This window comes from Levilactobacillus muriae, from assembly GCF_045862015.1.
Lineage (GTDB): Bacteria > Bacillota > Bacilli > Lactobacillales > Lactobacillaceae > Levilactobacillus > Levilactobacillus muriae.
Window position 1 is genome coordinate 1 of sequence record NZ_BAAFRU010000042.1, and the last position, 4,709, is coordinate 4,709.

6 protein-coding genes are annotated in these 4,709 nt (G+C 46.0%); all 6 read left to right on the forward strand.

The features are described 5' to 3' along the window. On the forward strand, window positions 1–195 hold a 195-nt coding region (locus ACKTSF_RS14040), incomplete at its 5' end, for a transposase (protein ID WP_407890223.1). 237 nt (window positions 196–432) lie between these two features. Further along, the gene (gene nrdJ, locus ACKTSF_RS14045; protein WP_407890225.1) at window positions 433–2,682 is read left to right on the forward strand and encodes a ribonucleoside-triphosphate reductase, adenosylcobalamin-dependent; all 2,250 of its coding nucleotides are present in this window, start codon (window positions 433–435) and stop codon (window positions 2,680–2,682) included. A gap of 166 nt (window positions 2,683–2,848) precedes the next feature. Further along, on the forward strand, window positions 2,849–3,124 hold the full coding sequence (locus tag ACKTSF_RS14050) for a hypothetical protein (protein ID WP_008210697.1): 276 nt from the start codon (window positions 2,849–2,851) through the stop codon (window positions 3,122–3,124). A 100-nt stretch (window positions 3,125–3,224) separates the two neighbouring features. Then, the gene (locus tag ACKTSF_RS14055) at window positions 3,225–3,761 is read left to right on the forward strand and encodes a cob(I)yrinic acid a,c-diamide adenosyltransferase (protein WP_071665521.1); all 537 of its coding nucleotides are present in this window, start codon (window positions 3,225–3,227) and stop codon (window positions 3,759–3,761) included. Between the two features lie 14 nt (window positions 3,762–3,775). Next, window positions 3,776–4,435, forward strand: a complete 660-nt coding sequence (locus ACKTSF_RS14060; RefSeq protein ID WP_407890228.1) for a FadR/GntR family transcriptional regulator — start codon at window positions 3,776–3,778, stop codon at window positions 4,433–4,435. 84 nt (window positions 4,436–4,519) lie between these two features. Next, window positions 4,520–4,709 (forward strand): helix-turn-helix domain-containing protein (locus tag ACKTSF_RS14065; RefSeq protein ID WP_143443961.1); only part of this gene is annotated, 190 nt, incomplete at its 3' end.

Consider the following 4,709-nt stretch of genomic DNA (forward strand, 5'->3'; position numbering starts at 1 on the left):
TATTCGCCACATGAACGAGGCAGTAATGAAAATCGCAACCGAGTACTACGCCGCTTCATTCCCAAAGGTCAACCGATTGATGAGATTACCGATGATGAATTGATTCAAATTAACTGGTATTTGAATTCCCGACCACTCAAATGTTTAAATTGGCGAACACCGATTGAGATCTTTTTGCGTGATCTGCGTTACTAAATTTGTTCAAGTTATTTCTTGCAATCTGCCATTTTTAAACCCAAAATATTTTTTATCCACGCCAAGCCTTGTCGCCTCGCGGTTCATCGGTTCATCTGACGATTTCTCTTAGGCACAATATATTGCTTATCAGTCCGCATCGAGATACTATATATAGTGTCGAATCGATCAAAAGCGACTGAAACAAAGTCAATATGAGTACAAGAAATACTTATGAAAAGTACGGGAGGAATCGTTATGCAAGCAATGAAACTTTCATCAGTTTCACTATCTGATGAATTTATAAATCGAGTAAAAAGCGAAATCACACCGCACTGGGGCGAATTAGGCTGGGTTACATATAAGAGAACTTACGCCCGTTGGATCCCAGAGAAGCAGCGGACAGAGAACTGGGACGAAACCGTTAAGCGGGTTGTCGAGGGCAATATCAACCTCGACCCACGACTTCACCAAAACAATGTGGATCCCCAAGTAGTCAGTGAATTAACCGACGAAGCCAAGAAGCTTTACAAATTAATCTACGGCCTTGCTGCCACCCCATCAGGTCGAAACCTGTGGATCTCAGGAACCCCTTATGAGGCTCGCAACGGAGATGCCCTGAACAACTGTTGGTTTATCGGCATTCGCCCACAACCATACGGTGACAGCCACATTATGCCCGAATATTTGAAGAAGGATCAGCCAGCCGTTTCAATGCCATACTCCTTCATGTTTGACCAATTAATGAAGGGCGGCGGTGTCGGTTTTTCTGTCGTTAAAGAAAACGTTCATAAGATTCCGTTGGTCAACAACGAAGTCAACTTAACCATCGTGATTGACAAGAATAGTAAATCCTATGATGCTTCCCTCAAAATGGGGGCCGTTGACAAGGACGCCTACTTTGAGAAGCATTCAATTACCGATGCAGCTTACTATCGCCTGCCCGATACCCGCGAAGGCTGGGTTCTTTCAAATGCGCATCTGATTGACCTGCACTTTGCTTCAACTAATCCAAAGGGTCAAAAGAACCTGGTTCTTGATATGAGTGACATCCGTGAAAAGGGTGCTAAGATCAAGGGCTTTGGTGGAACTGCCTCTGGTCCAATGCCGCTCATTGAAATGCTATTTGACATTAACAAGATTTTGAACGCCCGCGTTCGTCGTCACTTGTCATCCGTTGACATGACCGATATTGGCAACATGATTGGTAAGACCGTTGTTGCCGGAAACGTTCGCCGTTCTGCCGAATTAGCATTGGGCTCCGCCGATGATGAGGATTTCATCACCATGAAGCAGGACCAAGAAAAGCTCATGCATCACCGTTGGGCTTCTAACAACAGTGTTGCCGTTGACTCAAAATTCAGCAATTACGGCCCAATCGCCGATTCCATTCAACATAATGGCGAACCCGGCATCGTGAACTTGGAATTATCCAAGAACTACGGCCGGAAAATCGACGGCTTGCAAAAGGACATCGATCCAAACGTTGAGGGGACTAACCCATGTGGTGAAATTTCACTTTCAAACGGTGAACCATGTAACCTCTTTGAAGTCTTCCCTTACGTTGCCAGCCAGCAAAATTGGGACCTCGATGAAGCCTTTGCTTTGGGGACTCGTTTCTCCAAACGGGTTACTTTCAGCCCATACGACTGGGAAGTTTCTCGTAAAGCAATCAAGAAGAATCGCCGGATTGGTATCTCAATGTCCGGGATTCAAGACTGGATTTTAAGCGAATTAGGTAACCGGGTCGTTGTTGGTTACGAAGACGCCAAGGATCCTGAAACCGGCGAAGCAATCAAGAAGCCGATTTACGACAAACGTGCGGTTAAAATGGTTGATGGTTTATACAAGGCCGTTGTGAAAGCTGATAAGGACTACTCATATGAACTAGGCTGCAACACCTCCCTCAAACACACAACCGTTAAGCCATCAGGGACCGTTGCTAAATTAGCCGGCGTTTCGGAAGGCATGCACTTCCACTACGCCCCTTACCTGATTCAACGAATCCGGTTCCAAGATTCTGATCCGTTGCTGCCAGCATTGAAAGCTTGCGGCTACCACGTTGAAAAGGACGTTTACTCCAAGAACACCATGGTTGCTGAATTCCCAATCCGCGCTGCTCACGCTGACAGCAAAGCCTTTGCTTCAGCTGGGAACGTTTCGATTGCTGAACAATTTGCCACCCAGGCATTCCTGCAGACTTACTGGTCCGATAACGCGGTTAGCTGTACCGTTACATTCCAACCAGATGAAGGCGACCAGATTGCCCCACTGATGAAGCAGTACCGCTTCACCACTAAGTCAACGTCGTTATTGCCTTACGTTGGTAACGAATTCAAGCAAGCTCCTAAGGAACCAATCGAGCCAAAAGTTTACGAAGAAAAGGTCATGCAGATCCACGGTGACGTTCAACGGACATTTGAACAGTTGAGCGGTAACCATGATCAAAAGGGTGCCGAAATTATCGGTCAAACCGACTGTGAAGGCGGCGCCTGCCCAATTAAGTAATAATGATCTTTTAAATTTGAATCATCCAATCACCCATTTTACGGCGGTGATCCAAGAACGGAAATCTGACCAAAGGTTTCCGTTTTTGTTTGGCGAAAACCCGTCCTGGGCGCTTGACGGTCGCGATTAGCAGCGTTAAATTACCATTATGTGAGGAGGTAATCATTTGAACCCATTCAAGAAGACGGAAAAACAGCGTGAGGAGTTTCTTCGCAATATTCGCTTTATCGACAAATCCGTGTTTGGCACGTACACGCCCGACCCGCAAAATTCCCCTCGAGAAGAACAACGCCGGATTAAATCAATCAACCGCGAATACCATCACGAAATTCGGCGGGAAAAGGGCGAAATGCGGATTCTCCATTTTAAATTATTTATGATGGGCCACGAGCGCCTTTCTGCATTTGTGCAGGCAATCATTACCGGTCGGCAGCCTCATTAGGTGCCACAAATTTTTCATTTTCCAAAATTAATTATCGCAAAATGCGCAAAATTAGCTTATGATAAATCTACTGACCCTTACATCCAAAGGAGCGACACACATGGTAAAAATCTACACTAAAGTCGGTGATCACGGTAAAACCAAGCAGGTCACCGGTCGAATGGTCCCAAAGTATGACTTACAGATTGAAGCGCTTGGGGCCATCGATGAACTGGACTCTTGGTTGGGTTATGTGATCTCAATCTTGTCACCCAAAGCTCAAGAATTAGCGCCTAAACTTAATCTCATCCAGCACAACCTTTACGAACTGCAAGCGGACATCACCGTCAAGCGCCACCATGAAATTACTGACGAGAAGACCAAGCAGTTAGAGACCGAAATCGATGCCATCATGGCCAAATTACCTGTAATCAAAGCGTTTATCCTCCCTGGTGGTAACCCGTCAGGGGCCGCGTTGCAGTATGCCCGGGCATTAGCTCGGAAGGCCGAACGATTAGTCGTTGAACTCAACGATAAGGCCCAGCCATTGAATGAAGAAATTCTCGAATATCTGAACCGGCTTTCAGACTATCTATTTGCATTAGCTCGTTATGCCAACTTGTTGGAAGGTTATGACGAGGAAAAAAGTAAGCTTTAATGAGGTGTTAGGAAGTGCCAACCATCCAGAACAATCAATCAAAGTCCCAGAGTTTAGCGGATAAGGTTTCCCAGGAAATCGAAGCCGCCATCTTAAACCACGAATTAGCAGTTGGTGATCGGCTCCCCACCGAACCGAACTTAATGGCGCAATACAATGTCGGCCGTTCAACAATCCGCGAAGCTATCAAAGTACTCGTCAACCTCGGCTTAATCGAGGTTATTCAGGGAAAGGGCACCACCGTAATCCACGACACCCTGCCCGACCCAACCATTTCAAAAGCGTTACGGGAAGCGCCGGCAATTGAAGCCTATGAAGCCCGCAAGGCCTTGGAAATCAGCATCGTCAACCTTGCCTGCCTGAACCGGAACGCAACCGATTTGAAGGCCCTGGGCTATTATCTCGAAATTCGGGCGGCAGCTGCCAAACGTCATTCAATCGAAGCCTATCGTCAGGCGGACGAAAAATTTCACGAAGCAATTATTGAAGCCGCCCATAACAGCGTGATTGCGACAATTTACGAACACTTTTGGCAGTCATTCAACGATCGCTTCGGTAAGCAGTTTATCGAGCTTAAATTTCACAGTGATCAGCCCATCATTCATCAAAACATTTTAAAAGCCATTGAACAGCAGGATGTTCACCTTGCAATCCAGTGGAGGCAAATTCTATAATTAATCCGAACAGAAATTAAAAAGCCCAAAGCAATCACTTACAATGGTAGTAGCTAATTCCAACCAATATAGGGAGTGATTACTTTGGGTACATCTACTTTATCACGTTTTCAACGTGGCGCACTAGCACAACTGGTCAATGAGGGGAATAAATCTTACCAAGTAATGGCTGACGCCTTAGGCGTTGCCAAAGCTACGATTAGCTATGAGTTGGACCGGGTTAAACCTTATGATCCAGAATTAGCTCAGCAAGATGCAGATCGCAAAAGGCGGA

What these genes read in the sequence shown, in the direction of transcription:
- nrdJ (WP_407890225.1), top strand. Translation starts at nt 433, where the DNA reads ATGCAAGCAATGAAACTTTCATCAGTTTCACTATCTGATGAATTTATA.
- ACKTSF_RS14055 (WP_071665521.1), top strand. Translation starts at nt 3,225, where the DNA reads ATGGTAAAAATCTACACTAAAGTCGGTGATCACGGTAAAACCAAGCAG.